At 60.5% G+C, this 25062-nt stretch carries 23 protein-coding genes; 17 read left to right on the forward strand and 6 right to left on the reverse strand.

The annotated features are described in order from the left end of the window. The first annotated feature begins 4 nt into the window (after nucleotides 1-4). The 3 genes from D3791_RS05655 to D3791_RS05665 are packed head-to-tail and all read left to right on the forward strand — an operon-like array spanning nucleotide 5 to nucleotide 3323. Nucleotides 5-937, forward strand: a complete 933-nt coding sequence (locus tag D3791_RS05655; protein WP_172511543.1) for an ABC transporter permease — start codon at nucleotides 5-7, stop codon at nucleotides 935-937. After that, a complete protein-coding gene (locus D3791_RS05660) occupies nucleotides 934-1731 on the forward strand; it encodes an ABC transporter permease (RefSeq protein ID WP_022876180.1) in 798 nt (265 codons plus the stop codon). Before D3791_RS05655 ends, D3791_RS05660 begins: the two co-directional genes overlap by 4 nt. Continuing rightward, nucleotides 1728-3323, forward strand: coding sequence for a dipeptide ABC transporter ATP-binding protein (locus D3791_RS05665; protein ID WP_172511544.1), 1596 nt, complete (start codon nucleotides 1728-1730; stop codon nucleotides 3321-3323). The genes D3791_RS05660 and D3791_RS05665 overlap by 4 nt, the downstream gene beginning before the upstream one ends. Nucleotides 3324-3391: 68 nt before the next feature. Here the strand turns inward: D3791_RS05665 and D3791_RS16900 are convergent, their stop codons facing one another. Further along, nucleotides 3392-3709: a helix-turn-helix transcriptional regulator gene (locus tag D3791_RS16900; protein ID WP_172511545.1), complete on the reverse strand. Its 318-nt coding sequence runs from the start codon at nucleotides 3707-3709 to the stop codon at nucleotides 3392-3394. 234 nt (nucleotides 3710-3943) lie between these two features. Further along, nucleotides 3944-5632 carry a long-chain-fatty-acid--CoA ligase gene (locus D3791_RS05675; protein WP_022876183.1) on the reverse strand — a complete coding sequence of 563 codons (1689 nt, stop codon included), beginning with the start codon at nucleotides 5630-5632 and terminating at the stop codon, nucleotides 3944-3946. 151 nt (nucleotides 5633-5783) lie between these two features. Here D3791_RS05675 and D3791_RS05680 point away from each other — a divergent pair, with 151 nt between their 5' ends. Beyond that, entirely contained in the window at nucleotides 5784-7484 is a 1701-nt protein-coding gene (locus tag D3791_RS05680) for a nuclease-related domain-containing DEAD/DEAH box helicase (RefSeq protein WP_172511546.1), read from the forward strand. On the opposite strand, the gene D3791_RS05685 is transcribed toward D3791_RS05680, so the two are convergent. Beyond that, nucleotides 7481-8581 (reverse strand): alanine racemase, encoded by a 1101-nt coding sequence (locus D3791_RS05685; protein ID WP_022876185.1) that lies wholly within the window; start codon nucleotides 8579-8581, stop codon nucleotides 7481-7483. The genes D3791_RS05680 and D3791_RS05685 overlap by 4 nt on opposite strands. Before the next feature lie 107 nt (nucleotides 8582-8688). Continuing rightward, nucleotides 8689-9480 (reverse strand): IclR family transcriptional regulator, encoded by a 792-nt coding sequence (locus D3791_RS05690; protein ID WP_172511547.1) that lies wholly within the window; start codon nucleotides 9478-9480, stop codon nucleotides 8689-8691. Nucleotides 9481-9547: 67 nt separating this feature from the next. Here D3791_RS05690 and D3791_RS05695 point away from each other — a divergent pair, with 67 nt between their 5' ends. From D3791_RS05695 to D3791_RS05715, 5 genes are all read left to right on the forward strand, one after another. After that, nucleotides 9548-10003, forward strand: a complete 456-nt coding sequence (locus D3791_RS05695) for a VOC family protein (protein ID WP_022876187.1) — start codon at nucleotides 9548-9550, stop codon at nucleotides 10001-10003. Nucleotides 10004-10167: 164 nt separating this feature from the next. Then, complete coding sequence (locus D3791_RS05700) at nucleotides 10168-10872, forward strand: CoA transferase subunit A (protein ID WP_172511548.1); 705 nt, start codon at nucleotides 10168-10170, stop codon at nucleotides 10870-10872. Between the two features lie 2 nt (nucleotides 10873-10874). After that, on the forward strand, nucleotides 10875-11525 hold the full coding sequence (locus D3791_RS05705; protein ID WP_172511549.1) for a CoA transferase subunit B: 651 nt from the start codon (nucleotides 10875-10877) through the stop codon (nucleotides 11523-11525). After that, nucleotides 11522-12691 (forward strand): acetyl-CoA C-acyltransferase, encoded by a 1170-nt coding sequence (locus D3791_RS05710; RefSeq protein WP_172511550.1) that lies wholly within the window; start codon nucleotides 11522-11524, stop codon nucleotides 12689-12691. Before D3791_RS05705 ends, D3791_RS05710 begins: the two co-directional genes overlap by 4 nt. 344 nt (nucleotides 12692-13035) lie before the next feature. Then, nucleotides 13036-15468, forward strand: coding sequence for a hypothetical protein (locus tag D3791_RS05715; RefSeq protein ID WP_172511551.1), 2433 nt, complete (start codon nucleotides 13036-13038; stop codon nucleotides 15466-15468). A gap of 101 nt (nucleotides 15469-15569) precedes the next feature. Here D3791_RS05715 and D3791_RS05720 read toward each other — a convergent pair whose 3' ends face one another. Together D3791_RS05720 and D3791_RS05725 are read right to left on the reverse strand one after the other, a co-directional pair. Further along, complete coding sequence (locus tag D3791_RS05720) at nucleotides 15570-16130, reverse strand: histidine phosphatase family protein (RefSeq protein WP_172511552.1); 561 nt, start codon at nucleotides 16128-16130, stop codon at nucleotides 15570-15572. 67 nt (nucleotides 16131-16197) lie between these two features. After that, nucleotides 16198-17028 carry a metallophosphoesterase gene (locus D3791_RS05725; RefSeq protein ID WP_022876193.1) on the reverse strand — a complete coding sequence of 277 codons (831 nt, stop codon included), beginning with the start codon at nucleotides 17026-17028 and terminating at the stop codon, nucleotides 16198-16200. Between the two features lie 248 nt (nucleotides 17029-17276). On the opposite strand from D3791_RS05725, the gene D3791_RS05730 reads away from it, so the two are divergent. From D3791_RS05730 to D3791_RS05765, 8 genes are all read left to right on the forward strand, one after another. Further along, on the forward strand, nucleotides 17277-18227 hold the full coding sequence (locus D3791_RS05730) for a beta-ketoacyl-ACP synthase III (protein ID WP_172511553.1): 951 nt from the start codon (nucleotides 17277-17279) through the stop codon (nucleotides 18225-18227). 138 nt (nucleotides 18228-18365) lie between these two features. Further along, a complete protein-coding gene (locus tag D3791_RS05735) occupies nucleotides 18366-18713 on the forward strand; it encodes an ArsR/SmtB family transcription factor (protein WP_172511554.1) in 348 nt (115 codons plus the stop codon). Next, complete coding sequence (locus D3791_RS05740; RefSeq protein WP_172511555.1) at nucleotides 18710-19690, forward strand: TIGR03086 family metal-binding protein; 981 nt, start codon at nucleotides 18710-18712, stop codon at nucleotides 19688-19690. Before D3791_RS05735 ends, D3791_RS05740 begins: the two co-directional genes overlap by 4 nt. 9 nt (nucleotides 19691-19699) lie before the next feature. After that, nucleotides 19700-20137 carry an SRPBCC family protein gene (locus D3791_RS05745; protein ID WP_022876195.1) on the forward strand — a complete coding sequence of 146 codons (438 nt, stop codon included), beginning with the start codon at nucleotides 19700-19702 and terminating at the stop codon, nucleotides 20135-20137. Nucleotides 20138-20273: 136 nt separating this feature from the next. Continuing rightward, nucleotides 20274-20978, forward strand: coding sequence for a FadR/GntR family transcriptional regulator (locus D3791_RS05750; protein ID WP_172511556.1), 705 nt, complete (start codon nucleotides 20274-20276; stop codon nucleotides 20976-20978). Continuing rightward, entirely contained in the window at nucleotides 20975-21970 is a 996-nt protein-coding gene (locus D3791_RS05755) for an asparaginase (protein ID WP_022876197.1), read from the forward strand. The genes D3791_RS05750 and D3791_RS05755 overlap by 4 nt, the downstream gene beginning before the upstream one ends. Nucleotides 21971-22014: 44 nt before the next feature. Beyond that, nucleotides 22015-23430 (forward strand): aspartate ammonia-lyase, encoded by a 1416-nt coding sequence (locus D3791_RS05760; protein ID WP_022876198.1) that lies wholly within the window; start codon nucleotides 22015-22017, stop codon nucleotides 23428-23430. 14 nt (nucleotides 23431-23444) lie between these two features. After that, the gene (locus D3791_RS05765) at nucleotides 23445-24923 is read left to right on the forward strand and encodes an amino acid permease (RefSeq protein WP_172511557.1); all 1479 of its coding nucleotides are present in this window, start codon (nucleotides 23445-23447) and stop codon (nucleotides 24921-24923) included. The last annotated feature ends 139 nt before the right edge of the window (nucleotides 24924-25062 follow it).

A 25062-nucleotide genomic window follows, 5' to 3' on the forward strand; every position in this document is an offset into this window, starting at 1 on the left:
TTTGATGTGCACAATCGCTTGGGCTGGGCGCAAGGTCGGTGGAGCACTGGTGGTGTTATGGCTGGTGGCAACCGCCATCTTCATCGCCATCCGGCTGATTCCCGGTGACCCAGCCGAAGCGATCATGGGCGGCCCGGGCTCGCAGGCATCCGCCGAAGCCCTGGCCGCCGCCCGTGCCGAGTATGCTCTGGACCAGCCGGTCCTCGCCCAGTACGTGTTGTATCTGGGCAAGCTGATCACACTGGATTTCGGAACCTCTTATTCCCTGAAGCAGCCGGTCACCCAGGTCATGGGCGAGGTCCTGCCCAATACCTTGTGGCTCTCGCTGCTGGCTTTGGCTGCTGCCTGGCTGATGGCGCTGTGCTTTGCTGCCGCTGCCACCCGTTCCAACCGCTTTGGCAGCTGGCTGGGCAATCTCTTGGAAATCATCGCCGCCGCTGTCCCGCATTTCTGGCTCGGAGCGGTGCTGATCATGCTCTTCTCCTCGGCGCTGGGCTGGCTGCCTGCGGTAGACAACGGCTCCGCCCAAGGCTTGGTCCTTCCGGTCTTGACCCTGGCCTTGCCGCTGGCGGGATTCCTCACCCAGCTGATGCGCGATTCCCTCGCCGAGGCAATGGGAAGCCAGTTCGCCCTGGCTGCCCGGGCCCGCGGCGAGAGCCGGCTCAAGCTCTTCTGGCGCCACGGGCTGCGCCACGCGGCGCTGCCTGCCCTGAGCCTGACCGGGTGGGCCTTCTCCTCACTCCTATCCGGAGCAGTGGTCGTTGAAGCGATCTTCGCCCGCCCCGGCCTTGGCCGGTCCCTGCTCTCCGCAGTCCTGGCCCGCGACATCCCGATGGTTACCGGCATCGCCCTGTTCTCCGCACTGGTCTACATCCTGGTGATGGCCCTGGCTGAGGGGCTGGAGCGGATCATCAACCCGGCAGGTGATCAGCGATGAGCCGCACCGCAAAGATCCTCTCTGTCCTCGTGGTCGCACTGTGGCTGCTGATGGCCGTGGCTCCTTCGCTTCTGGCTCCCTCGGATCCGCTAGCCATCAATCCCACCCAGGCCTTCCAGAAGCCTGGTCTGGCGCACTTCTTCGGAACCGATGAGTCGGGGCGGGATATCTACACCCGCGTCATCCACGGCGCCGGGGACTCGTTGTCCATCGGCCTGGCCGCCACCGCCCTGGGCATGGGTCTGGCCATCATCTTGGGCACGATTGCCGCACTATCTCCCCGGTGGCTCGATGAGATCATCCTTCGCGTGCTCGAAGCGCTCTACGCGATTCCTTCGCTGCTGATGGCCTTGCTGATCATCGCTTTCACCGGTCCAGGCGTTGGCCCGGCCATTGTCGCAGTGGGGCTCTCCACGGCCCCCGGGTACGCGCGACTGGTGCGCAGCCAAATCCGCAGCCTGAAGAATTCCGAGATGCTGGAAGCTGCCACGGTGCTTGGGCGCGGCACCTGGCTCAAGGTAAAGAACCACTTGATTCCCAATGCGCTCAAGCCGCTGCTGGCACTGGTCACGTTAGGCATCGGGCAAGCCGTGATCTGGGCTGCCGCATTATCCTTCCTCGGGTTGGGAACTCCACCTCCGGCTCCGGAATGGGGTGCGATGCTCTCGGCTGGGCGCACCTACCTGCATCTGGCATGGTGGATGAGCCTGTTCCCTGGTTTGGCCATCGTGGCTGTCGCAGTCTCTGCCACCGTGATCGGCCGTGCCCTGGGCGGAAAGGTGAAGTCGCTATGAGCGAGAAGACGCTCATTACCGTTAAGGATCTTTCGGTGAGCTTCGAAGGATCGCCAGCGGTCAAGAACATTTCATTCACGCTCAGCGCCGGCCGCGTTCTGGCATTGGTGGGCGAATCCGGGTCAGGGAAATCCGTGACCGCTCGCAGCCTCCTGGGCCTGTCCGGCGGAACTGTCAACGCCAGCGAACTGGGCATTTGCGGCCAGGATGCGTTGGGCTTCAATGACCGGGCGTGGCAGAAGATCCGCGGCAATTCTATTTCCATGATTTTGCAGGATGCCTTGATGGCCCTGGATCCCCTGCGCCCGGTGGGACGAGAAATCGCTGACGGGCTCAAAGAACATAGCTTACTGTCCCGATCAGAGCGCAAGCAGCGCGTCCACGAAGTTTTGGAATCGGTGCGCATGCCCCACCCCGAACTGCGCGCCAAGCAGCGTTCCACCGAGCTGTCCGGCGGCATGCGCCAACGCGCGCTCATCGCCCAGGCCCTGGCCGGCAACCCCCAAGTGGTAATTGCCGACGAAGCGACCACGGCCTTGGACTCGCAACTCACCGCACTGGTTCTCTCGCAGCTGCGGGAGTTGAAGGATCAAGGCCGGGGCGTGCTGATGATCAGCCACGATCTGGCGCAGGTAGCCCACCTTGCCGATGACATCGCGGTAATGCGCCAGGGCGAAATCGTTGAGGCAGGTCCCGCTGCACAAGTCCTGAACCACCCGCAGCATGACTACACCCGCAAGCTCCTGAGGGCGGTGCCATCCGGCGTCCCTCGCTTTACGTCGCTCTCGGCAACGAGCTCGCCGCTGCCAGCAGCTCCAGTAACGGATCTCCCCACTGCTCCCCTGGCTCTGTCGGCTACTGGCCTGTCGAAAAGCTTCGGCAAACAGATGGCTGTGGACACGGTGAGTTTCGAGTTGCCGCAGGGAAAAACCCTGGGCATCGTGGGTGAATCCGGTTCCGGGAAGACCACTACAGCGCGCATGGTGCTCGGTTTGCAGAAACCGGATTCGGGAACCGTTGACCTGCTCGGCGAGTGCTTTACGCCCACGACCGAATCGGAGCGCCGAAAGCTGCGCGAGCAGATGGGTGCGATCTACCAGAACCCGTTGGGCTCCTTTGATCCGCGCTATTCTGTGGGACAGCTGCTGGCCGATGCCCTGAGCCGCGGCAAAACGAAGCGAGTAGAGAGTTACCGCCAGGAGGTGACGCAACTGCAGGAACAAGTGGAGCTTTCCAGTGATCTGCTTTCGTGTTCCCCGCGTGAGCTCTCTGGCGGCCAACGGCAGCGCTTGGCCATTGCACGTGCTTTGGCGCCGAAGCCTTCGGTGCTGGTTCTCGATGAGCCGGTGTCTGCTTTGGACGTCTCCATCCAGGCCACCGTGCTGGATCTCCTAGACCGGATTCAGCTGGAGACCGGCACCAGCTATCTGTTCATCAGCCATGATCTTTCGGTCATCGAGCACATGAGTGACTCCGTAGCGGTCATGCATCAGGGCAAGATCATCGAGCAGGGCGATACGGCCACTATTTTCACAGCACCCCAGCAGGAATACACGCAGCAGCTGCTCTCGGCAATGCCCAGATTGCGTTAGGTCCTGAAGTTCCAGCAGGGGCAGCTGACAATATTTGCGCGTTTCATGGGTTTGAATCACCATCGCGTTCATGGGGCAGTTGTGGCTTCATGCTGATTTTCATGCCACTCATCAATGGTCACTCTGGATTCAATTCGCGCCCCAACGGCATTGGCATACCGTCTGATCGTTTCTATTCGCGGATTTGAATCGTACTGTTCCATCCTGGACACCCGTTGGCGTGTCACTCCAAGCATTAGGGCGACATCCTCCTGCGTCATGCCACGCTCAATACGGATGCCAACCAGATCAGAAATCATCTGCCTATGAGACTGGGACAAGCTCTTCGCACGTTGTCGGATCGTTTCGGAAGTCGACAAGTGAGGCCAGCTGGTTTTGGTTGCCATGGCTGAAATGATAATTCCACTCCTTGATCTACGCAACTTTTAAGTTGCTTCTTCAGGCGAACCGGTATCTTGAGATCGCAAATTCTATTTGCTCGTCTTGATCCCGACGTGAGCCTGCCTGCGATGCATTCCCGTCGTGCCAGGTCCAAGACCGGCGGCTGAAAAAGCAACTGCCCCGACACCCTGCACAAGTTGTGCAGAATATCGGGGCTGGTGACCGGGAGGGCCTAGAGCCTAGATCTTTTCGATCAGCTCATCTTTGACCTGCTTGCGCAGGATCTTGCCGAGCAATGAACGCGGCAGTTCCTCCACCTGCACCACGCGCTTGGGCACCTTGTAGGCGGCCAGCAGTTCTCGGCAATGGGCACGCAGACCGTCTTCATTAAGCTGGACACCTGGCTCAAGCTGCACCGCGGCAACTACCATTTCGCCACCGCGGGCCAATGGCTTGCCGAAAACAGCGGCATCAACCACATCAGCATGCTGGCGCAAGGCAATTTCCACTTCGGTCGGCGAGACGTTGAAACCGCCGGTGATAATCAGTTCCTTGGCGCGATCCACCACCTGGGTGAATCCGTCTTCATCCACGGTGACCACATCGCCTGAGCGCAACCAGCCATCTTCGGTCTTGGTCTTGGCGGTCTCCTCCGGGTTGTTCCAATAGCCTTGGAACACCTGCGGGCCCTTGATCAGCAGTTCCCCGGCTTCGCCCGGCGCTACTTCCTTGGATGGGTCGTCCACCTCGACAACTTTCATCAATGTGGACGGGAAGGGAACGCCGATGGTCCCGGTGCGGCGGCTGGGATGGAATGGATTGCCCAAAGCCACTGGCGATGATTCGGTCATCCCGTAGCCTTCGACCAGCAGTCCGCCGGACATGGATTCCCACAGTTCCACGACGTGGTCCGGAAGGTTCATGGCGCCGGAAATGCAGTACTTGGCGCTCTTCAGCGACATGCCGCGTTCCTTGGCTGCCAGCGCGGTGCGTTCGTAGATCGGTGGCACGGCGCAGTACACCGTGGCCGGCGACTTCTTCCAGGCATCGAGGATCATCTCGGCATCGAATTTCGGGAAGAGCACCAGTAGCCCCTGCTTCTTCACGCCGAAAGTCAGGTACAGGGTCATGCCGAAGGCATGGAACATCGGCAGGATCGCGTAGAGGATCTCCTCGCGCTCCTTGGCGCCCAGCATCCATGCCTCGCCCTGCAACGCGTTGGAATACAGGTTGAAGTGGGTGAGCATCGCACCCTTGGGGTGGCCAGTGGTGCCCGAGGTGTACTGGATGACAGCCAGGTCATTGACTTCAGGGTGCGGGTGGCTTGCATCCAGCCGGCCGCCGGCAAGCAGTTCTTTCCACGAGGTGGTTCCCGAGGTGCGGGCGGTCAGCGAAGCCTTGGTGTCGCGCAGCTTCTTCACCGGCAGGTTCAGCGCCAGCTTTTTCAGCGGCGGGAAGGCGTCGAGCAGGTTCACCGCGACGACCTCATCGAGCTGCACGTCCTTGGGGAACTCCTGGAGCGTTCCCACGACCTTGTCCCATACGATGGCGACTCGTGCCTGGTGGTCTTCGAACTGATGGCGCAGCTCGCGGGCGGTGTACAGCGGATTGTGCTCCACCACCACGGCCCCCAGTCGCAAGACAGCGTAGAACGCTACGACATGTTGCGGGCAGTTCGGCAGGATCAGGGCCACGCGATCCCCGGCGCGCACGCCGAGCTTGCGCAGGCCTTCGGCCGCCTGCTCCACTTGCTCGCCGAGCTGCGCGTAGCTGGTGCGCCGCCCGAAGAATTCCGTGGCAGGGCTCTGGCCGGCTTCGGCCACCGAGCGGTCGAACATGCGGCTCAGTGGTTCGGTGGGCAGATTAATTTCAGCAGGGACACCTGGCTGGTAATTAGCCACCCATGCGGGCGCAGCGCTTTTCTCCATAGCTCCCATCATGCCCTACGCGCTGGTGGCAACGCGATTTTTGGTGGTCTGCTTCGACTCGCCTCGCACAGTGGCCAACGAATTGTCTGCGCCACAAACTAGACTGCGAACTAAGTAGAGTAGCGCTTGCGCCCAGGCCCCGGAGGCAACCATGGCACGCTGTTATCCGCAAGACCCAGAATTCACCGAAAAGACTGCCGCCGAGCAAAAGGTTTTCGAGATTCTCCGTCGGACCTTGCCCGAGGATGTCCTGCTCTTCCATTCGGTTCAACTGCGTAATCAGCGTGCCGAACACGAAATTGATCTTTTGGTGTTGTGGCCTCAAGTGGGTGTTGCTGTCATCGAGGTCAAAGGCGGACGGCTCACCGTCGAAGACGGTACCTGGTACCAATCCGACAGCAAGGGTAAGCACAAGATCCAAAGCCCCATGGCTCAGGTGCAAAGCGCCGCGCATGCGCTCAAGAGCGTGTTGTTCCCGCTCATGGGCACCCCGATCACCAGTCGGCTGGCCGACGTCGTGTGCTTCCCGTACACCGACTGGCCCGACCACTACAGCTCCGTCGGTGTTCCACGAGAACTCATCATCGACCGCGCCCAACTGGAAGACCTCTCACCTCTGCTTCGCAGCGCCATTGAAGAACAAGGTGGAGGCCTAGCTGGACTGAGCCCTGAGTTTGCCCAACGCATGGTCAAGCATCTCACCGGGGATACTGGGCCAATTGGCGAATCAGATGAAGCGCTTGGCACCAGCGAAGCGCTATCAAATGAGGATGTGCAGGAGACTCTCACCAGCAGGCAAACGATCTTGCTTTCCGCCACTCGCTCATTGAACCGGGTGAGTTTCATCGGTGGCGCCGGCAGCGGGAAGACTTGGATGGCTCTGGAAAAGGCGCGTCAGCTAGCAAAGGAAGGGCTCCGCGTCGGCTTGTTTTGCTACAACAAGGGACTGGGCCATTACCTTAAAGCGCAGGTAGGCCTATGGCGGCAGAACAAGCCGGGCCACACCGGTGAATTCCACGAGTTCGCGCGTTCGGTCGGTGTTCCCGATGGCAGTGGCCAAGAGTACTTCGATATCACCATGCCTCAGCTGCTGAGCGAGCTGGGCCCTTGCCTGCCTCAAGCGCAGAAGTTCGATGCCGTCATCGTTGACGAGGCCCAGGACTTTGCACCGGGCTGGTGGGAAGCATTGCTCGCGTGCACCAAGGATCCACTGAATGGAATGGTCTATGCATTTCTGGATAACCGACAAGATGTCTATCAACGCTGGAGTGGCGAAAACATCGGGGAAGGCAGCCCTCTGGTACCCATTCACGTCGATGACAATCTGCGCAACACCAAGAGGATTGCCCGCACGTTCAAAGAAATCATCGGCAACAATGTGAAGCTGCGAGGCGGAGAAGGACTACCCGTTCGTTTCGTCCAATGTTCCACGGAAGACGCCGTCGATGTCGCTTCCGATTGCGTGGATCGATTGATCGATGAAGGATGGGCCAATAATCAGATCGCTTTGCTGACAACTAACCGACGGCACCCAATCCATTTAGACCACTTTGAGAACGGCACCATCGATTCAGAGTACTGGCCAGCGTTCCATGCCCGCGAGGAAGAATTCTACGGTCACGTTCTAGGGTTCAAGGGACTAGAGCGAAGCGTGGTCATCCTTTGCGTCAACGGATTCAAGGACATGGAACGGGCCACCGAGCAGCTATATGTCGGTTTCTCCCGGGCACGCAGCCTCCTTGTGGTGGTCGGCGACCGGGAACTGATTGCTGAGGCCAGTGGTGCCAACCGGCAGATTTCGTTGCACGGCGCGACCGCTTGGAACCCAACCAACACTCAATTCAGCAGCTAGTAATTCAAACCGCGCGCAGCGACATCCCACAGCTCAGAAGTTCCATCAGCATGGACCGCAAGCACAGAATCCACCAGATTCACCGCCTGGCACACGTGATTCGGGATCACCTGAAGCTGCTGGCCGTAGTCCGGCAGGTCGAGGTTTTCCGGCCACAGCACGGTGGCATGGTGCTCCGAGAGCGCGCTGATCCGGGCATCCGGGCATTCGGCGATCCGGCCATAGCCAGTCGCCCAGCTCGGGCGGTCGCTGCCAAGGATCTTGCTCCCGGCATCCACAACGATCCGTCGGGGAATCTGCTCATCGCCTTCGTGGCGGCTGACCACTGTCGCGGCCACGGTCAAGGCAATCTCGTCAAAGCCGGTGCGTCCGAGTTCGAACTGCTGCGCGTCGCCGAAAACATACACGCCAGGGCGCACCTCGGTCAGCACCGAGTTATCGCTCAACGCAGCGGTGGGAGTCGAGCCCCCGCTGATGCGCTTGATGGCGAATCCTGCCTCGCGCAAGATCCTGGTCGCTTCGGCCAGCGCCTTGTGCTCATCATTGACTGCGCAATCGATCCCATCAGGGTTGTAGCTATGGCCCGGGAAGGTGAATACGCCGTTGACCCGCATCCCCGCGTCCCGCGCCGCCTCGGCGATGTCCAAGGCATCGCGCGGGCTGACGCCGCTGCGATGATGTCCGCTGTCGATTTCGATCATGAGGCGGATCTTCGATGCCTGTTCGCCGAGCATCCGCGCCATCTGTTCCACGGCCTGCACCGAGTCCGTTCCGATGCTCAGCTTGGCCCGCTTGATCAGTTCCAGGATCCGTTCGGCTTGGGACTGGTTGACCCACAGCGGGTAGGCGATGAAGATCTTGGCCACTCCCTGCAGGGCGAAGCTCAGCGCCTCGCCCACGGTGGCAACGGTCAGTCCCACGGCCCCGGCGTCCAGCTGCCGGCTGGCGACCTCCAGCATTTTGTGGGTCTTGGCGTGGGGACGCAATTTCAGGCCTTGGCTGGCGACCCGCTGGGCCATTTTGTCGATGTTCTTCTCCAGTTGCGCCACGTCGATGATGATCTGCGGCGTGCTGGTTCCAGCGGGGATAAGGGCCACGTCTGCCGTTCCTTAAAGCTCGTTGTGCGTCGCGGTGACGGTCCTGCCTGTGGTTAAATCCGCCGAACAGAGAGACTACCGCAGGTTCCTATCAACACGCCAAGCGCTTACTGGCGCTGGGCTGGAACCGAGCGCGAAGCGAGCTTGGTCGACAGTTCATGTGCGTGGTGCAGCAGCAGTTCTCCCAGCTCTTTTCTGCGCCCTTCTTCGAAGCGGGTATGGATGCCGGTCAGGCTCAAAGCCCAGGCCGGTTGCCCCGAACTGTCGAAGACCGCCGCGCCCATCCCCCAGCTGCCCTCCACAATGAGCCCCGGGTTCACCGAGTACCCGAGCTTTCTGGTTTCGGCGACTTTCTTGCGCAATTCCTTGGCGCTGTGGGCAGGCCCGTATTCCGCCTCCAGCGAGCTGCTGGCCAGATAGCGCTTCATGCTTTCTTCTGGCAGGAAGGCCAGGATGGCCATTCCTGCCGAGGCCACGCCGAGCGGGAAGCGTCGGCCTTCGTACAGCACAAAGGAACGGATCGGGAAGGCTCCGTCCTGCCGAAGCAGGCAGACGGTTTCATCCGAGCGCCGCGCGGAGAGGAAGGCACTCTCCCCCGTGGCTTCAGCCAACGCCGCGACGTGTTCACGGGCGAGTTCGCTGATGTCGTAGCGCTCGGCTGCCACGGCGCCCATCAGATACAGCTCAGGACCCAGAAGCCATTTGCCGGTGCGATGCTCATGGTCGCAGAATCCCTCGGTGACCAATGCCGAAAGCAGCCGATGCACCGTGGGCCTGGCCAGCGAGGTCGCGCGGGCCACCTCGGTGGTCGTGATGCCCTCGGGCATGGAAGTGCTCACAGTGCGCAGGACTGCGGCCAAGCGGCCAACAACCTGTGCTCCGGCCGGTAAATTGCTCATGGCCATATTATGGACGATGTTTGTCCATGGACCCTATATGTCGGCGCGTAGGCGCATACTGTGTGGCATGGAGAATTCATGGCAATTGGTCATCGACTGCGCCGATCCGCAAAGGATGGTGGAGTTCTGGTCCCAGGCGATGCACTACATTCCAGAGCCTCCCCCGGCCCCGCACGCAACGTGGCGCGAGCACTGGCAAGCCATGGGAGTGCCGGAAGATGAACTGGGCCCCGGCGTCGGAGACCTACCCGAATCCCTTGTCGACCCGCAAGGGCACGGGCCGCGCTGGTGGTTCCAGCAGGTTCCGGAAGCCAAAAGCATCAAGAACCGCCTGCATGTCGACCTGCTTGTCGGAGGCGGACGCAGTGTCGAATTCGAGGTGCGCAGGCAACGGGTGGACCAGGAGGCCCAACGTCTGGTTGCACTTGGCGCAACGATCCGCCAGGTCATGGACCTGCCCGAGATGGACCATTTTGCGGTGTGCATGGCTGATCCGGAAGGCAACGAATTCGATGTTGTCTGATGGGAAAATCATGCGTTCATATTATGGACATGAAGGTCTTCTTTCCTCACCATCCGACCAATAGGCAGGCAAAATCCTGATCGCTATTGAATGCTCATCTGCGACTACGTAACTTTGAAGTTAGGCACAACCGCACTCCACATAGTGGACGCAAGGGGATATCGATGACAACGAAGTTTCGAGATGACGCGGCGGCAGAACTAGCTGCAGTCGTCAAAGATGGCATGACCATCGCCGTGGGAGGCTTTGGCCTCTCAGGCATTCCCAACAGGCTGATCACGGCCTTGAGGGATTCCAAAGCAACCAACCTGACCATCGTGTCCAACAATATGGGCGTCGACGGAAAAGGGCTGGGGATCCTCTTGGAAAACCGCCAGGTCTCCAAGGTCCTGGCCTCCTATGTTGGTGAGAACAAGCTCTTCGCCCAGCAGTTCCTCGACGGGGATCTGGACGTGGAATTCTGCCCGCAGGGCACCCTCGCTGAACGCTTGCGCGCCGGCGGAGTAGGCATCCCGGCCTTCTTCACCCCGACAGGCGTCGGCACGCCGGTGGCCGAGGGCAAAGAGGTCATGGAGTTCAACGGCAAGCCAGCCATCCTGGAGCGTGGAATCTTCGCGGACATCGCACTGGTCAAGGCCTACCAAGCCGACACCGAAGGCAACCTTCGGTATCGCATGACATCCAAGAACTTCAACCCGCTGGTGGCCATGTCCGGCCGCCACACCTTCGCTGAAGCCGAGCACATCCTCGATGACTACCTGGATCCTTCGCTCGTGGAGACCCCGGGCATCTTCGTGCAGACCCTGGTGCAGGCCGATGAGGTCAAGGACATCGAACAGCGCACCCTACGCAGCCGGCAGGAGGCCTGAGCATGTGGACTCGTGATGAAATGGCGTCCATCGCCGCCAGCGAATTGACCGATGGGCAGTATGTGAATCTCGGCATCGGGATCCCGACCTTGGTAGCGAACCACTTGCCCGAGGGCGTCTCGGTGAAGCTCCAGAGCGAAAACGGACTGCTGGGCATGGGCCCCTTCCCCTATGAAGGCGAAGAGGACGCGGACCTCATCAATGCCGGCAAGCAAACGGTCACCATCCTTCCCGGCGGCAGCTTCTTCGACTCGGCTACCTCCTTTGGCATGATCCGGGGCGGGCACGTGCAAACAGCCATCCTCGGCGCGCTGCAGGTTGCCGCCAACGGCGACCTGGCCAACTGGACTATCCCCGGCAAGCTCGTCAAAGGCATGGGCGGCGCCATGGACCTGGTCGCCGGCACACCCCGTGTCATCGTCCTGACCGACCACACCGCCAAAGACGGAACCAGCAAAATCGTTGAATCCTGCGACTTGCCGCTCACCGGTGTCGGCGTTGTTGACCGCATCATTACCGACCGTGCGGTATTCGACATCGAGCAGGGGCAATTGACCTTGCGCGCCGTGGCACCGGGTGAAAGCGTAGAAACCATTAAAGAGATCACGGCAGCCGAATTCGCCGTCGACATCCTGGAGGACCTGAAAGCATGAGCGTCAAGATCGTGGGTTACGCCCGCACCCCATTCGTAAAATTCAACGGCGTCTTCGCCAGCGTTCCGGCCACCGAGCTGGGAGCGCATGCCGCCAAGGCCGCCCTGGAAAATGCAGGCGTTGCCCCCAGCGAGGTGCAGCAGGTCATTGTCGGACAAGTGCTCCAGGGCGGCGCAGGCCAGAACCCTGCCCGCCAGTCGGCCGTCGGAGCCGGAGTCCCGCTGAACGTTCCAGCCATCGCGGTCAATGCGGTGTGCCTCTCCGGTGCCGAAGCAGTGGTGGCAGGCACCCGCCTGATCAATGCCGGTGAAGCCGACATCGTTTTGGCCATCGGCCAGGAGTCGATGTCCTTGGCTCCTCACGTCCAACGCGCTCGCGCCGGAACGAAGTACGGTGCCATCGAACTGATCGATACCCTGGAATATGACGGCCTGACCGATGCCGCCGAAAAGCGATCCATGGGTGCTTCCACCGAAGAGCACAATGTCAAGCTGTCACTGACCCGCGAGGAGCAGGATCAGGTAGCAGCGGCTTCGCACCAGCGCGCAGCAGCATCGCGTGACTTCACGGCCGGGGAGATTGCCCCGTTCACCATCACCACTCGCAAGGGCGAGACGACTTATTCGGAAGATGATGGCATCCGCGACTCGACCACCGTCGAGACCCTGTCGGGTTTGCGCCCTGCCTTCTCGAAGGACGGCAGCATTACCGCTGGCAACTCATCGCAGATCACCGACGGTGCAGCTGCGCTGGTGCTTGCCAGCGATGCCGCCATCGAGCGTCTGGGCCTGAAGGCCATGGCCGAGGTTGTTTCCCATGCGTTCGTGGCAGGGCCCGACCGCACCTTGCATGAGCAGCCATCGAATGCCATCGCGGCCGCGCTGCAAAAGGCCGGAGCGAAGGCCGAAGACCTGAAAGCTGTTGAGATCAACGAAGCGTTTGCCGCAGTGGTGGTCCAGTCTTCGAAGGTCCTGGGGCTGGACGCAAAAATCGTGAACCCGCGTGGCGGCGCCACCGCATTGGGACACCCCATCGGCGCTTCCGGTGCCCGCATCATCGGCACCCTGGCCCGTCAGATGCAGGAACTGCCAGCAGGTTCGCTGGGTGCCATCGGCATCTGTGGTGGTGGGGGCCAGGGCACGTCCGTGGTGCTGCGCTCACTGTAAACACAGCATCCGGCTTATTCACCGGGATCAGTGAAGATCGTCCTTCACTGATCCCGGTTTTCTCTGTCTGTGCTGTTGCACGTAATGATTGTCATTTCACGGTCGCAGCTGGCGTCATAGTGCCTATACGGAGCTAATTTGTCCATTTTCTGTGGTATGAAATTGGTAGGCAAAAATTCAACTTGTTCGACTTTAAATAGCCAAGTTCAACGTTTCGCCTTCATCATCGCACCACGTCAGGACCTCTCTTGGATAATTTGCAACAACCAGAAGAATCAAAGGCGTCTCAAACGCCCGCGAATCTCCCGCCGGCACCATTGCCGCCGTCAGGACAGAATCCCCAGATGAAAAAGATCAAGGACGCCGTTCTTGAACTGAAATCGCGAGCCAGCCTCAAGCTGCTCGGATTCCAAGCCGGCGCCATTGCAGCCATCGGCATCGTGTTGGCGCTTTGCTACCTGATCCCGCTGGCCAGCGCAGCGAACGAATCAGGAGCCAGCGACTATTCCGATTATTCAGAAGCCGGCATGGCATCCCAGCTGAATTCGTTCAAGGCCTTTATCATGCTCTTTGGCGCGATGCTCGGCGGCGGCCTGAAAATCTCTGGTTCCGGCGGTGGCTTCGGAGTCTCTGGCGAAGCTCATCTTGCGCTTTCATTGGTTTCGATCACTGCGATCCTGGCCATCTGCGCAGTGAATTACTTCCTTGTTCAAAAACTGAACCGAGGCGTACGCAAAGGTGGTTGGAAGAGCGCAGCATTAACTTCCGGCCTGCACGCATTGGTGCTGTCCTTGCTCTTCTTGATTGTTTCCCTCTTTGGCAAGCTATCCATGGAAGCCATGGGATTCTTGACCGCGACGATCTCGCCACGGTATGCCGGTGTCTTCTTCACCATTTTGCTGACCGTTTTCTTCTCCCAATTCCTAGCCACCGCTCCAGCCCGCGGTCAGTCGGGAACCCCTTTGATGAACGGTGTCCGCGAGGCAATTACCCTGCTTGTAGCGGTATTGGTGGTCTTTGCAGTGGTTGGCATCATCGTTGCCCTCGTCAGCAAGGACGAAGACATGCCTTGGAGCACGTCTCTGCTCTTGATTCCACTGCTTGGAACTCTCGGTTCCTATCTCGGTGCCTTGGGCTTCCTAGGTGCGCTAGCTCCGAACATTTCTGGCGTGGCTTCAGCGCTGGAGGATTTCACCGGAAATGACATCCCGACATCAGTCCTCCGCATCTGGGATATTGCCGATGGAAAAGGTGCTTGGCTGATCGCGCTGACCGTCATCCTAGTTGTCGCAGTCGCTATCCGGGTGGGCGTACAGCGTACCCGTACCGCTGGAATCGACTGGCAACGAGTCTGGCAGCTGCCTGTCATATCCTTGGTTTTGTGGATGCTTCTCGCTTGGCTCACGAGCATTTCTATTGGCGGCAAAATCAGCGCAGAAGAAATGGGCGAAATGTCGGCCGATATTTCGTTTGGCATTACCTGGTACTCGGTGATTTTCCTGGCCATCGGTGCAGCTATTGTTTCGATCCTGGCCGAGCTGTTGCCGCTCCAGGTATACCGATTCGCGCCAGGCCTGCTGGGATTGCTAGCTGGCAAGGCCGCCGTGGACCGTTGGATCTCCGGCCAATCGCAGGCACCTGCGTCATCCAATCCAGCCGCCCCGGCGGCAGCTACGCCAACAACCGCAATGCCGGTAACGACTGCCGAGCCGGCCACGACCGCATTTGCTGCCGCTCCTGCTTCCGCTGCACCGGCTGCATCCGAAGCGCCTGCACTCCAGCCAGCGTCAGAATCATCCAAGAAGAAGGCCAAAGCTGTTGGCTTCAGCGTTCTCGGTGTAGCTGTTCTTGTCGGGCTCGGATTTGGCGCCGTGGCTTATCTGAATTCCCAGCGGAAGCCTGAGGCGCAAGTCCAGCAGTACCTCCAGCTACTTGCCGACGGCAAGGCAGAAAAAGCCGCAGAGATGGTTGATCCGGGCATCGATAATTCTTCGCGTGTATTGCTCACCGATGAAGCGCTGGCCAGCGCCAAGCAGCGTTTGGAAGTTGTCGACGTAAAGCAAGAGTCGAAAGGCGAGAGCAGCGCATCCATCCGGGCCACGTACTCCATCAATGGCGAACAGCACGAAAGGGTCTTCACCGTCGACCGCGGGGACAAAGAATATGGCTTGCTTGATACTTGGGACCTCAATGATCCCCTCCTGGTGCCGGTGAAAATCAGCACCGATCAGATCTCCAAGGTCACGGTCGGAAAGGCGCCTGTTGAATTGCAGCAGGATGATTCCTACTTCGGTGAATCGACGGCTGCATACAGCGGCAACTTCTACGTCTACCCGGGCATCTACAACGTCACCGCGCCAAACACCGACTACTTGCAGGTCGATGCCCAGGAACTGCGCGCCAACCATCCTGATGATCTCGAAGCGGCAGTTACGCTCAATACCCAGGTGACCGATCAGCTCAGTGATCTGGCACTCGACGCCGTGCATAAGTTCGCCACCGCCTGCGTCACGGTGCCAACAAATCTGAACGAAGGTTGCCCCAGCGAGCTGCAGGACAAGGAACTGAAGTCCTTCTCCGTCAAGACCCAAGCCGACGGGGTGACGATGGAAGGAATGGAATCGTTCAGCAGCAGCGAGACGACATTCAAATATCAGCGCAATAAGACCGAGTACATGGAATACGACGAGCAGGAGATCGACCGCAGCTTCAATGGAACCATTGAATGGATTGACGGCCAGCCGAAGGTGACCGTGACTGGATCGAGCTGGTGGTAAACCCGTGTTGAAAACACGTCGCTAGTTTCCCGATGCACGAACGAACCCGTTGCCACCCGCTTCTAACGTGGGTGGCAACGGGTTCGTGCGTTATCGGATCTCTAGTGCCACAGTGGCTCACGGGACACGTAGTTCTTCAGCAACTGAGAGTCCAGTTCCCGGTACGTGCCGTTGGCCACCCGTGGGTCTGCCTCGCCCGTCAAGGCGCTGAGCACGGAGCTGATCAATGCGCCGTGGCTGACTACCAGGACATTTTCTCCCGGGTGCTGCTGGCAGATCTTAAACAGAGCGTTGACCGCGCGCTCGACTAGATGCTGTTCGGTTTCGCCGGTGCCGATATTCAATTGGCGCTGTTCATCGGCCGGGTGCCCAACGAGCTTGCCCTCCCAGTCCCCGAAGTCCTGTTCCATGAGTTCCGGGTTCTCGTACAGGGCTCGGGTGCCAATGCCGTTGGCGATAATTTGCGCCGTCTGCAGCGCGCGGAACAGCGGGGATGAATATACCGCTGCCCAAGGGCCCTGCATGGACAGGTCCATGGCCAGTTGCTGCGCTTGGCGCACACCGGTGTCGTTCATCGGCAGGTCACTGCGCCCGTGCAGTCGGCCTGCCTTGTTCCATTCAGTCTGGCCGTGCCGGATCAATACGATTTTCTGTTCACTCATCATCTTCTTCTTTCTTGCGTGCACTCCCGGATCCTTTGCTTGTTCCGTGGTGCGAAGTTCTTCGCTCTCAGTTGGCAGCCAAGTGGCCTTCAACTGATGTTCTTTGAGCCGCATCCTGCGGTTTTGTCGTCCGTTGGTCGCTGGAGGCAGCAAACCAGTTCACTGCGTCGTTCCCCAGTTGGAGTACCGCGAATCCTGGGCCGGATTCTGCAAGTATTTCGTGAGGAGCAAACGGGTTCATGTTGTAGGAAACCGCCGGGGCCATCAACACCGGAATATTGATCAGCTGGCTTGTGGCGGCCTGGTGATAGTGCCCGCAGAGTATGGCTCGAACGTCAGTGCCAGCGGTGATGGCTGCCAGGGCCATCGGATCCTTCAACCCGCGTCCTGCTCGTACCTTGCTTGTGGCTTCCACTGGCGGGTGGTGCAACAGCAACAGCGAACCCAGTGGCGCTGGTACCGCCAGCAATGACTGCAGCCACGATAATTGCGCTTGATCCAACTCGCCTTGAGCCAGCTGGAATCCACCGCTGTCCAGCCCGATGATACGCAGTCCCAGAACTTCATGCACGGTATTTGCCTGATAGGGTCCAATCGATAACCGCTGGGTATTAAATTCCGGGCCGACGCTTCCTGCGGGGTCGTGATTACCGGGAATGGTAATCACTGGACAGCCAAATTCTTCTTGGATGTCATTGAACATGGCCGCGGCCATCGGATGGATTGGCGCACCCCGATCCGCAATATCCCCGGTCACGACAATGGCGTCGGGCGAAAAGTGTTCCGAGGCCCGCAATACCTGCCGGGTGTGTTGCCACGAATCGATGCTTCCGTGAAGCAGCTGGCCTTCAGGGCACAGATGGGTGTCGCTCAGATGAATGATTGTCAGTGGCTTCATCGATCCCTCCCCCGCGTCCTGCTGCTGTTCATTCCATTGAACTTTTCGGTTCCAACGATTAGGTGAACAAGGAGCCGACGAGAAGTGAAGTCCTAAAGAATCTCCGATTCTCGATTACCGAACGAAAATCGACGATCTCACGGGAGATTGACCGCAATACATGCATTCTGCGGTATATGAACAGCGAGTAGCACACAAAACGACTACCCTTAGAAGAGCAGATTTGAATCCACCGAGGAGTTATATCCATGACGGGCAGCAAAGTCGTCGCCTTTGGCCACTTCCAGCCAGAGCGCATCGTCCCGAATACCGAGCTGGAAAAGCTGGTGGAAACCAGCGACGAGTGGATTACCCGCCGCGTCGGCATCGAAGAACGCCGCTGGGGCACCGGTGTTGAAACCGTCGACTCCATGGCCATCAAGGCCGCAGAGATGGCTTTCGGCAATTCGGCAGACATCAAGGCAGCAGATATCGATTTGATTGTTGTCGCGACCTGCACCGCCACCGACCGCTCGCCGAATATGGCGGCCCGCGTTGCCGATGCACTGAACATGGAGCAGGGCCCTGCCACCATGGATGTCAATGTGGCCTGCTCTGGCTTCGCCCATGCAGTTGGCATCGCCCAGGGTGCCATCGCGGCAGGTTCCGCGAAAAACGCTCTGGTTATCGGCTCCGAAATGCTCACCGATTACACCGATTTCACCGATCGCACCACCTGCGTGCTCACCGCCGATGGCGCTGGCGCCTTCGTGATCACCGCTTCGGAAGACAATGGCATTTCGCCAGTCGTCTGGGGTTCGGTCCCGTCGCTGTCCGATGCCGTGCGCATCGAGGCCGAGAACGACATGAAGTTCGCGCAGAACGGCCAGAGCGTATACCGCTGGACCGTGACCCAGCTGCCGAAGATCGCTTCGCAGATTATCGAGCGTGCGGGCATGAAGCCGGAAGAGCTGGATGCCATCGTTCTGCACCAGGCCAACCTGCGCATTATCGAGCCGCTGGCTGAGAAGATTGGTGCTCCGAACGCACGCGTGGCCACCGACGTGGTCTACTCGGGCAACACTTCGGCCGCTTCGGTTCCATTGGCCCTGTCCAAGATGATGGCTTCGGATGAGCCATTGCCGTCGGGTTCCAAGGCATTGCTCTTTGCCTTTGGTGGCGGCTTGGCTTACGCCGGTCAGATCATCACGATCCCGTAAGTATTTTCACCTCTAGTGGGCGTTTTGGCATTTTGCCGGGGCGCCCACTAGTGCTTTAACAGCACTTCGTATTCCGCCACAAATTACCTCCAAGCTCCCTCTTGCCTTAATTCGTTAGCGACCGCTAACGTATCTTTCATGTTTGATCTACTGGAAGTCGCATCGGAACCAACGCGCAGGCGTTTGATTCAGTTGCTGGGTTCCGGAGAACGTACGGTGACGGAACTCGCGGCGAACTTCACGGTGAGCCGCTCCGCCATCTCACAACACCTGCTGCTGTTGACTGATGCAGGACTGCTGCAAGCGCGCAAGGATGGGCGCAGCCGTTACTACTCGCTGAAACCAGCAGGCATCGCGAAGCTCAAGGCCCTCCTTGACTCGTTTTGGAACACCGAACTCGATCTGCTCGTCGCCGAAGCCACCGAACTGGCCTCGCTCGACGCTCCCCCACACTCGCCGCAAAATCCATCAGGAGAAAAGCCATGAGCTTTGAACGAACAGTCTTGCTCCCCGTAGACGCCGACACCGCTTTCAACCTGCTTACCAATCCAGAGCGCCTGCGCCGCTGGCAGACCGTCGCCGGCCGCGTCGACTTGCAGGCCGGCGGAAGCTACCGCTTCACGATGGCGCCAGGCCATCAGGCCTCCGGCACTTTCACTGAAATCGACCCGGGCAAGCGCTTGGTCTTCACTTGGGGCTGGGAAGGTTCCGAGGCAGTTCCGCCGGGCGATTCAACCGTTTACATCACCCTGGAGCCTTGGGATGAAGGCACCGCAGTCACCTTGCGCCACGAAGGCCTGAACCCGGGGCAGTCTTCCGGCCACGCGGATGGCTGGAACCACTTCCTCGATCGACTGAAGAACTTCGCCGAGTCCGGACAAGCAGTCATCGACGAGTGGAATGCGGTTCCACAGCCCGAGGACGCGATTGTTTCCGCCGAGGGGTCTTTGGCTGCGCTTCAGTTTGTGCTCAATAACGTCTCTGCGACAGAGCTGCGTCAGGCAACGCCTTGCGCGGAGTTCACCGTCAGCCAGCTGCTGGATCACCTGGCAGGCAGTATCTCGGCGATTGGCAAGGGCCTGGGTGTCACGGTTTCCGACGACCCGGCACTGGCGCCAGAAGTTCGCATCGCCAACATCGCACAGCCAACCTTGGAGGCCTTCGCCGCCCATGGCTTGGTCGGCGAAATCGACCTCGGCTTCGCGGTCATGCCAGCGAAGGTTGTCGCCAGCATCCTGAATCTCGAATTGATGGTACACGGGTGGGACTTCGCCCAGGCTACCGGCCAGGACTTCGAAATCCACCCAGGTCATGCCGAGTACGTACTTGGCTTGGCCCGCAAGACCGTGGGACCGGAGCAGCGCGCTTCAGGTTCCTTCGCCGAGGAAACTGTCATCGCAGAATCCGCCAGTAGCCTGGATCGCTTGATCGCCTTCACCGGTCGCGTTCCGGCGGGAGCCTGAGGAATTCCCATGGTTGATGTTTCCACCAGCATCGTGATTGACCGACCGCTATCCATGGTGGCCGGTTACACGATGAACCCACTGAATGCACCGGCGTGGTATCAGAATATCCGCTCGGTGCGACGGCTGGACCAGGAGGATTTCGGGCTCGGCTCCCGCACCGCGTTTGAGGCCCGCTTCCTCGGACGGGACCTTTCCTACACCTATGAGGTCACCACGCTGCTGGAGGACAAGGAGCTGGTCATGGCCACAGCACAAGGCCCCTTTCCAATGCGCACCACCTATAAATTCGAGTCGGTAAGCCCTACAGCCACCCGGGTCGAATTGCGCAACGACGGCGAGCCACACGGCTTCAGCAAATTGCTCGCCCCGCTCATTCAAACCATGATGCGTCGCGCCAATATGGCCGATCTTCGAGCGCTGAAGAAGACCTTGGAGAACCAATAGGCGGACATTCAACCGCCGTGGCCACCGTGCTTATCGCATCGTGGCCACGGCAGTTGTGGTCTACTGACCTGCGTGTTCCCACTCACGTCAAATTTCGACTTGACGTTGGGTGCATCACACCCGCACACTGGTACACGTGAACCTGTCAGACAGCTGGACACCCGGACAGCGGCCGATCGAGCGACGCTCCGCTGCCGAGGCCGTATTCCACGCACTCCGCCTCGCCATTGAAGCCCAGGAAATCCCGCTCGGGAGCAAGCTGGGCTCCGAGGCGGCCCTCGCCGCCGACTACCAGGTCAGCCGCTCGGTCATCCGCGAAGCGCTGCGCTCCTGCGCCGCTTTGGGATTGACCCGCACCGAAACCGGGCGCGGCACCTTTGTCATCTCCCACCGGCCCACCCGCGAGCTCAAGCTCGGCTCTTTCTCCTCCGATGACCTGCTCGAAGCCCGCCCGCATATTGAAATTCCCGCAGCAACACTCGCTGCCACCCGGCGTACCACCGAAGACCTGGAACGCATCAGCGGCCTGATCGAGCAAATGGATCAGGAAGACGACGCAGCAGCCTGGGTTGAACTGGACGCCGCCTTCCACGCAGCCATTGCCCAAGCCAGCGGCAACTCCGTGTTCACCAAGGTAGTGGCCGATATCCGCGAAGCCATGGCCCGCCAGTCCGAAACCGTGAACCTCGTGGCCGGACGCCGCAATCCCTCCAAGGATGAGCACCTGGCCATCTTCCGGGCCATCGAAGCCCAAGATCCCCAGGCCGCCAACCAGGCCATGAACGATCACCTTTCCGCAGTACAACAAGCCGTGTCCACCATCGTCAGGAGCAATAAGTGATCCCCGCCCACCCGCAGTCGCAGACCGACCCGCTGGCCAACCCAGTATTGCCGCAGCACGCACCACTGGTTGCCGCCACCCGCGGCGACGCCGTGGAATCCATCCACTACGGCTCGGCCGTGCTGCTGGATGCACAGGGTGAAACCATCGTCGCCGTGGGCGAACCGCAGGCCGCCTACTACCCGCGCTCGGCACTGAAGCCGCTGTTTGCCGTGGGCATGTTGCGCGCCGGATTGCAGCTGACCGATGAGCAGCTGGCCTTGGCCTCGGCCAGCCACTCGGGCGCCCCGATCCACCAGCAGGTCGCCAGCTCAACCCTGGCCGCGGCCAACCTGGATGAAACCGCGCTGCGCAACTCCACCGATCTGCCCTACGGCGTGGCCGAACGCTCCGACTACTTGGCCCAGGGCGGCACAGCCACGCAGCTGGCACAGAACTGCTCGGGCAAACATGCCGCCCTGGCTGCGCTGAGCGAACTGAAGGGCTGGGACACCGCCAACTACCTGCAGGACGAGAACCTGCTGCAGCTGCTGGCCGACACCGTGGAAGAACTCACCGGCGAAAAGATCAGCGGCGTAAGCACCGACGGCTGCGGCACCCCGGTCTACCTGATCAGCCTGATTGGCCTGGCCCGCGGCTTCGCCCGTCTGGCCACCGCCGAAGCCGGAACCCCCGAGGCCCGCGTGGCCGCAGCCATGTCCAGCTACCCTGAACTGGTAGCTGGCGAGGGCCGCGACGTCACCGCTCTGATGCGCGCTATCCCGGGCGCCGTGGCCAAGGACGGCTTCGAAGGCATCCAGGCTGTCGCACTGCCCGATGGCACGGCACTGGCAGTGAAGATCGCCGATGGCGGGGACCGCGCCCGCATGCCGATCACCGTCAAGCTGCTCGCCAAACACCTGGGCGATACCGCTGGCGCAGCCCTGGCCGAATTGGCTTCCAGCCCTGCCTTGGGCGGTGGCGCCCCGGTGGGTGTGCTGGCAGCACTCTAGATTTCTCTTTTTCGCATAACTACCTTTTTGGAGATACATCCACCATGTCTGAAACCTTGCTCAGCGGCGAAACGCGTAGCGAGCATGATCTGATTGGCGACCTCGACATCCCTGTGGAGGCCTACTGGGGCGTGCACACCCTGCGCGCCAAGAACAACTTCAACATCACCGGCACCACCCTGGCTGGCAACCCGCACCTGATCCGCGCACTGGCGCGCGTGAAGCAGTCCGCGGCCCGCGCCAACCACGAGCTGGGACTGCTGGACGCCGACCGCGCCCGGGCCATCGACCAGGCCTGCGAGTCCATCGCCCACGGCTCGCTGCACGACCAGTTCATCCTGGATCCGATCCAGGGCGGCGCCGGCACCAGCACCAACATGAACGCCAACGAGGTCATCGCCAACCTGGCCCTGGAAATCCTGGGCCACCAAAAGGGCGAGTACCAGTACCTGCACCCGAACGACCACGTGAACCTGTCGCAGTCCACCAACGACGCGTACCCGACCGCGGTCAACATCGCCACCCACTTCGCCACCCAGCCGCTGTTGGAAGCGATGAAGACGCTGGAAGATTCCTGCAATGCCAAGGCCTCAGAATTCCGCACCGTGGTGAAGATGGGCCGCACCCAGCTGCAGGATGCCGTGCCGATGACCGTGGGCCAGGAGTTCCGCGGCTGGGCCGTGACCCTGGGCGAGGACCGGGCCCGCCTGGCCGAGTCGCTGTCCCTAGTCACCGAGATCAACTTGGGCGCTACCGCCATCGGCACCGGCTTGAACGCGCCGGCTGGCTACGCCGAGGCAGCCTGCCGCCACCTGCGCGAGCTGACCGGGCTGCCGCTGACCACCAGCCCGGACCTGATCGAAGCGACGTCCGATGTGGGCGCCTTTGTGCACCTCTCCGGCGTGCTCAAGCGCGTGGCCTTGAAGATCTCGAAGATCTGCAACGACCTGCGCCTGCTCTCCTCCGGTCCGCGCGCGGGCCTGAACGATATCCACCTGCCTGCCGTGCAGTCCGGTTCATCGATCATGCCCGGCAAGGTCAACCCGGTGATCCCGGAAGTCGTCAACCAGATCGCCTACCAGGTAGTCGGCCATGATCTGACCGTGACCATGGCAGCCGAAGGCGGCCAGCTGCAGCTGAACGCCTTCGAACCAGTAATCGTCCACTCGATCGGCCTCTCGCTCAAGCACCTGACCAATGGCTGCTTGACCCTGGCCAAAAAGTGCATCGACGGCATCACCGTTGATGAACAAGCGCTACGCCGCGAGGTGGAGAACTCCATCGGCTTGGTGACCGCGCTGAACCCACGTTTGGGCTACGCAGCCAGCACCTCGGTGGCTTTGGAAGCGTTGCACACTGGACGCGGCGTGGCAGAGCTGGTGCTCGAACGCGGGCTGCTCTCTGCACAAGACCTTAATGAGCTGCTCTCCCCAGAGCGCCTCGCAAACCTCTCCGACTAGCTTCAAGGATCCTCATGGACTCATCCACCCCGCACGCCACAGCGGCACATGTGCCTGACGCAGCGCTGACCGCCGGCGACAATGATTACCACAAGGGCCTTTCCTCCCGACAAATGCAGATGATCGCGATCGGCGGCGCCATCGGCACCGGCCTGTTCATGGGCGCCGGCGGCCGACTGGCCGATGCCGGTCCTGGCATTGTCATCAGCTACGCAGTCTGCGGCTTCTTCGCCTTCCTGATCCTGCGTGCCCTGGGTGAGCTGGTCATGCATCGCCCATCCACCGGCTCCTTCGTCTCCTACGCTCGCGAGTTCTACGGAGAGAAGGCTGCCTTCGCCACCGGTTGGCTGTACTGGCTGAACTGGGTGATGACCGCCATCGTGGACATCACTGCGGTGGCCCTGTACATGGGCTTCTTCGGCAAGTACGTGGCCTGGATCAACGCTGTGCCGCAGTGGGTCTGGGCGCTGCTGGCACTGGCCGTGGTGCTGACCATGAACCTGATTTCGGTCAAGGCCTTCGGCGAGATGGAATTCTGGTTCGCGCTGATCAAGGTGGTGGCGCTGGTCGCCTTCCTGATCATCGGCTGCTACTTTGTCATCTTCGGCACCCCGGTGGAGGGCCACGAAGTCGGCTTCTCATTGATCACCGATAACGGCGGCCTGCTGCCCAACGGCTTGATGCCGGTGCTGGTATTGATGCAGGGCGTGGTCTTCTCCTACGCTTCGATCGAGCTGATCGGCACCGCCGCAGGCGAGGCCAAGAACCCCGAGAAGGTCATGCCCAAGGCCATCAACACCGTGATCATCCGCATCGCCGTGTTCTATGTCGGTTCCCTGGTCCTGCTCTCGCTGCTGCTTCCATACAGCGCCTACAGCTCGGGCGAATCCCCGTTCGTGACCTTCTTCGGTTCCATCGGCGTGCAGGGCATGGATGTCATCATGAACCTGGTGGTGCTCACCGCGGCGCTGTCCTCGCTGAATGCAGGCCTGTACTCCACCGGCCGCATTATGCGTTCGATGTCCCTGAACGGTTCAGCTCCACGCTTTGCCGGACGCATGAACAAGGCTGGCGTGCCATACGGCGGCATTGTGATCACCGCCGTGGTGGCAGTGCTCGGTGTTGTCCTGAATGCCATCGTTCCCGCTGCGGCCTTCGAGATCGTGCTGAACTTCGCCGCCATCGGCATCATCGCTTCCTGGGGCATGATCGTGTTGTGCCAGATGGCCCTGGTGAAGTCGGCCAAGCGTGGCGAACAGGATCGTCCAAGCTTCCGCATGCCACTGGCGCCGATTTCCGGCTGGGTCACCCTGGCCTTCCTGGTCATGGTGCTGGTCATGATGGCCTTCGATAACCCGGTAGGCACCTGGACTGTCGCCTCGCTGGTCATCATCATCCCGATGATCATCGGCGGCTGGTACCTGTGCCGCGGCCGGATCAACGAACTGGCCAAGGCCCGCATGAACGCCAAGGCGCCGGCGAACGAGGTCTAAGCGACTTCGCTTTTACCGCGTAAAGAGCGGCCCGGAAAACACAGCTTCAAGCTGATTTCCCGGGCCGCTGTTTTGTTTTGAAAGACCCGCCAAGGTACTGACTCCGATAATTGCTGGTCTTGTTTTAAGCGTTGAATCC

Origin of the sequence: Glutamicibacter mishrai, from assembly GCF_012221945.1 — a bacterium.
Classification (GTDB): Bacteria; Actinomycetota; Actinomycetes; order Actinomycetales; family Micrococcaceae; genus Glutamicibacter; species Glutamicibacter mishrai.

Bases quoted from the DNA above. Each gene is read 5' to 3' on its own strand.
- D3791_RS05655 (WP_172511543.1), top strand. From the start codon at position 5: ATGTGCACAATCGCTTGGGCTGGGCGCAAGGTCGGTGGAGCACTGGTG.
- D3791_RS05760 (WP_022876198.1), top strand. From the start codon at position 22,015: ATGTCTGAAACCTTGCTCAGCGGCGAAACGCGTAGCGAGCATGATCTG.
- D3791_RS05730 (WP_172511553.1), top strand. From the start codon at position 17,277: ATGACGGGCAGCAAAGTCGTCGCCTTTGGCCACTTCCAGCCAGAGCGC.
- D3791_RS05700 (WP_172511548.1), top strand. From the start codon at position 10,168: ATGACAACGAAGTTTCGAGATGACGCGGCGGCAGAACTAGCTGCAGTC.
- D3791_RS05665 (WP_172511544.1), top strand. From the start codon at position 1,728: ATGAGCGAGAAGACGCTCATTACCGTTAAGGATCTTTCGGTGAGCTTC.
- D3791_RS05720 (WP_172511552.1), bottom strand. From the start codon at position 16,130: ATGAGTGAACAGAAAATCGTATTGATCCGGCACGGCCAGACTGAATGG.
- D3791_RS05680 (WP_172511546.1), top strand. From the start codon at position 5,784: ATGGCACGCTGTTATCCGCAAGACCCAGAATTCACCGAAAAGACTGCC.
- D3791_RS05710 (WP_172511550.1), top strand. From the start codon at position 11,522: ATGAGCGTCAAGATCGTGGGTTACGCCCGCACCCCATTCGTAAAATTC.
- D3791_RS05735 (WP_172511554.1), top strand. From the start codon at position 18,366: ATGTTTGATCTACTGGAAGTCGCATCGGAACCAACGCGCAGGCGTTTG.
- D3791_RS05675 (WP_022876183.1), bottom strand. From the start codon at position 5,632: ATGGAGAAAAGCGCTGCGCCCGCATGGGTGGCTAATTACCAGCCAGGT.
- D3791_RS05715 (WP_172511551.1), top strand. From the start codon at position 13,036: ATGAAAAAGATCAAGGACGCCGTTCTTGAACTGAAATCGCGAGCCAGC.
- D3791_RS16900 (WP_172511545.1), bottom strand. From the start codon at position 3,709: ATGGCAACCAAAACCAGCTGGCCTCACTTGTCGACTTCCGAAACGATC.
- D3791_RS05690 (WP_172511547.1), bottom strand. From the start codon at position 9,480: ATGAGCAATTTACCGGCCGGAGCACAGGTTGTTGGCCGCTTGGCCGCA.
- D3791_RS05740 (WP_172511555.1), top strand. From the start codon at position 18,710: ATGAGCTTTGAACGAACAGTCTTGCTCCCCGTAGACGCCGACACCGCT.
- D3791_RS05660 (WP_022876180.1), top strand. From the start codon at position 934: ATGAGCCGCACCGCAAAGATCCTCTCTGTCCTCGTGGTCGCACTGTGG.
- D3791_RS05695 (WP_022876187.1), top strand. From the start codon at position 9,548: ATGGAGAATTCATGGCAATTGGTCATCGACTGCGCCGATCCGCAAAGG.
- D3791_RS05765 (WP_172511557.1), top strand. From the start codon at position 23,445: ATGGACTCATCCACCCCGCACGCCACAGCGGCACATGTGCCTGACGCA.
- D3791_RS05725 (WP_022876193.1), bottom strand. From the start codon at position 17,028: ATGAAGCCACTGACAATCATTCATCTGAGCGACACCCATCTGTGCCCT.
- D3791_RS05705 (WP_172511549.1), top strand. From the start codon at position 10,875: ATGTGGACTCGTGATGAAATGGCGTCCATCGCCGCCAGCGAATTGACC.
- D3791_RS05745 (WP_022876195.1), top strand. From the start codon at position 19,700: ATGGTTGATGTTTCCACCAGCATCGTGATTGACCGACCGCTATCCATG.